This window comes from Alphaproteobacteria bacterium, assembly GCA_015231795.1.
Classification (GTDB): domain Bacteria; phylum Pseudomonadota; class Alphaproteobacteria; order Rhodospirillales; family WMHbin7; genus WMHbin7.
The window spans coordinates 1-3,340 of sequence record JADGAX010000020.1; the positions used below are offsets into that span (position 1 = coordinate 1).

The window sequence follows — 3,340 nt, forward strand, 5'->3', positions numbered from 1 at the left end:
GGGGGGGGGGGGGTGTGGGGGGGGGGGGGGGGGGGGGGGGGGGGGGGCATGGTCAGGCGGTTGCGGCCACACTCCTTGGAGATGTAGAGCATTGAATCTGCCGCCTCGATCAACTGCTTGGGCGTCGTCGCTTCGGTGGGAATGAGGGAAACGCCACCGATGCTCACTGTGACGATATCAATCGCTTTGGAGAATGCGTGGGGAATGGCGAGACCGCGAACGGCGTCAAGGAGGGCGTTGCCGACCGCCTCGACACCCTTGGCATCGGTATCGGGCAGGATGCAGACCAGTTCCTCGCCGCCGTAGCGGGCCGCCAGATCAGGCGGGCGCTTGACGATGGACTGCACCGCCTGGGCCACCGCCCGCAGGCAGTCATCGCCCGCCGAATGGCCGTAATTGTCGTTGAACAGCTTGAAGCAATCGATATCCATCAACAGCAGGCCGATGCGGGTCTGGGACCGGATGGCGCGAGCCAGTTCCTGGGCCAGGGATTCGTCGAACCAGCGGCGATTGGCGATACCGGTCAGACCATCGGTGCGCGACATGGCGAGAACTGTGGCGTGGGCCTCGGCAAGCTGGCGCTCGGACTGCACGAACTGCTCCACCAATTCGGTCAGCAGGGTCTGGTTGATCCGCTGGTCGGCCAGTTGCGCCTGCTGTTCCAGCACCTTGGAGACCAGCGCTCCGACCGAATGACCGATGGCGCTCTCGATCTCGAAGTCAATTCCGTCCAGCTTGGGCATGACCGCTCCTCAAGTCGGGCAAGTGGCGGCATCGGCGATGCCGTCGATGCCGATGTCATCCATCTTTTGCAGCCTATGGATGGCGGCTTCGATGTCCTCGGCCCGATAGAGGATGGAGCCGTGCTGGGGCGCGACCATGGCCGCGCCGATGGTCTTGATCACAGACATGGCATGATGGAGTTGCTTGTTGCCGGGCATGATTCGCCGGTGAAAGCTGTGCATGCCGCTCCACGGACAGGGCGTGCCGATATCTTCGCAGGGCTCGTCCGGCCGCTCGGGCCATGCCACCTCACAGCCCAGACACTTCTTGTCGAAGTCGGCGAACAGCCGCCAGTTGCTGAAGGCCCCGGCACTGCCGAACAGATCGCTGGTGAACAAGATGTCGCTGGTCTCATCATAGGTGATGAAGCTACCCGCTGAATGGGCGTAGGGCGTGCGGAAGAACCGCAGAACCCGCCCGGATCGCAGAGTCAATGCCCGCTCCATACGGTCGATGCACAACAGCGGGGAATGGACGGAATAGTGCCGGATGAACGGGTTGTTCTCGGCATGGGAAATGATCTTCAGATCGGCCGAGTCGATGAGGCTTTCCAGATTAGGGATCGAGCCGCATAGGTCTGGATCGTAATGCTGGTAGATCAGATGGCTGATCTGTTTGGGCGACACCCCTGTCTGCAGCACCTTGCGCATCACTGTGCTAAAATCCGGGCGCGAGCCGCCGTCGATCAGGATCGCTTCATCGCCATCGACGATCAGATAGGGGTTGCACTGCAAGCGGCCTTCCAGATCAGCAAACCCGACCCAAAAGATGCCGTCGGCCAACTTCACTGGCCGGTCATAGTCGATGTTTTGGTCCAGGATGCCCATGCTCGTCGATGCCTCAAACATATCCTTACAGAGCCGTAATTATTAGGCAGATCACGACAAAAGTCATGCATCTTTCAGCAACTCAGCCATGGACGGCCTTGGCAAGGCGAACCCCTACCTTGCGGTACTGCAAGCCCCCACTTCAAGACACACATGAATTGCCCGTTACGTTCGTTACATAGGGCCAAGACCCAAGTGAATTAATTAAAGCCAATGGATTGATGATTCGCTTGAGCAGCTGCAGAAGGAGGCTGCGATGGTGACTGCGATGTGACAGGATATTACTGGCCTTCGGATACCCAATGGCAACGGATTGAACCGCTGTTGCCGCCCTATGTTCGGGGCAAGCGCCGTGTTGATGATCGGCGCGTCATCAGCAGGATCATTCAGGTTCTGCGCTCCGGCTGCCGCTGGTCGGATGCATCGCTGGAATACGGCCCGCACAAGACGCTGTACAACCGCTTCGTCCGCTGAGCTTTGAAAGGCATCTGGGAAGAGGTGTTTGCCGAACTGTCCAAGACGAGTGGCAGACCGCATGAAGCCTTGTTGGACAGCACGCACGTCAAGGTCCATCGTTCGGCCAGTGGCGGAATGCGCCGAAAAAACCGTGCTGATCCCCGGCAAGATATGCGAGCCATCGGCACGAGCCGAGGCGGCAGAAACACGAAAGCCCATCTGATTGCCGATCCGCACGGCAGGCCCAAGGTCATTTGCTTGACCGGCGGCAACCGTCACGACGTGGTTCCGGCAAAGGCCATGCTGGCTGGCTTGCCTGCCCGCCGATCTGCGCGTCATTGCCGATGCTGTCTACGACTGCGCCGAGTTGCGCGATTGGCTGCAAGAGCGCGGTTCACGGGCCATCATCCCAAACCGCAAGAACAGGAAAAAGCCCTACGGGTTCGACGCAGTCACCTACAAGCGACGCAATGTTGTCGAGCGCACCTTCTGCCGTCTCAAGGACTTCCGAAGGCTGGCCACTCGCTTCAACAGGCTAGACGAAACCTTCATGGCGATGCTCTGTATCGCCGCCGCCTTGGCCTACTTCCTCAAAAGTCACATGAGTCTTGCCCCTAGATAGATCCTCTAAAAAAATAAAGGCCAAATCCGGCCGCAGCCCTTCTATAGCTAAGATCGCGTCCCTGGACGTGGTGTAAGAGCGGCGAGGTCATCGCGCACTCGGCAAGGCTTGGCGCTGGCGGCAACGGCGTCGTCCTGGGCGAAGGCGGTGCCTATGAAGGCCGAGACGACGCGCCGCCAGCTTTTGCCGGCATGGGCCAGCGCATTGCGCATGAAGTGGACACGACAGCGCTGCCAGGAGGCGTTCAGCACCTTGGAGACGGCCCCCTTGATGCCCTCATGGGCGTCCGAGATCACCAGCTTGACGCCGCGCAATCCGCGCCTTGCCAAGCTGCGCCGTAAGTCCATCGTTGGGGGCTGCAAGATGTTGACGAAACCGAACCGATGCAGATACGAACGCCAAGGACTTGGGAATGCCAGCACTGAGTGGTCTGGTAATGTCACCGGCCGTAGCCCTTCCATAGCAAAGGCTGGATTGGGCCTTCCTGCCTGTTTGGCGGCAGATACTGGCGATTTATAGCCCATGCTACTGTGCGGTCTGACTGACCGTGCTCCCTCTGGTGCAGATCCCGGCACAGTTTGTTCGCCCCCCCTCTCGCTTATTTCCGGTACGTGCGGGCAGGCAGGTTCGTGGCACAAAAATTCGTCAATCC

General features: G+C 59.9%; 2 protein-coding genes and 2 pseudogenes. 1 reads left to right on the top strand and 3 read right to left on the bottom strand.

All coding sequences use genetic code 11. The features are described 5' to 3' along the window. Together HQL44_17780 and HQL44_17785 are read right to left on the bottom strand one after the other, a co-directional pair. Window positions 1-743, bottom strand: a 743-nt coding sequence (locus tag HQL44_17780) for a GGDEF domain-containing protein (GenBank protein ID MBF0270432.1), incomplete at its 3' end; no start/stop codon positions are given. A gap of 9 nt (window positions 744-752) precedes the next feature. Continuing rightward, complete coding sequence (locus HQL44_17785) at window positions 753-1,610, bottom strand: MBL fold metallo-hydrolase (protein MBF0270433.1); 858 nt, start codon at window positions 1,608-1,610, stop codon at window positions 753-755. Between the two features lie 270 nt (window positions 1,611-1,880). On the opposite strand from HQL44_17785, the pseudogene HQL44_17790 reads away from it, so the two are divergent. Beyond that, window positions 1,881-2,688 (top strand): annotated as a pseudogene (locus tag HQL44_17790) (IS5 family transposase). Between the two features lie 83 nt (window positions 2,689-2,771). Here HQL44_17790 and HQL44_17795 read toward each other — a convergent pair. Next, a pseudogene (locus HQL44_17795) lies at window positions 2,772-3,011 on the bottom strand (transposase). Window positions 3,012-3,340 lie beyond the last annotated feature (329 nt).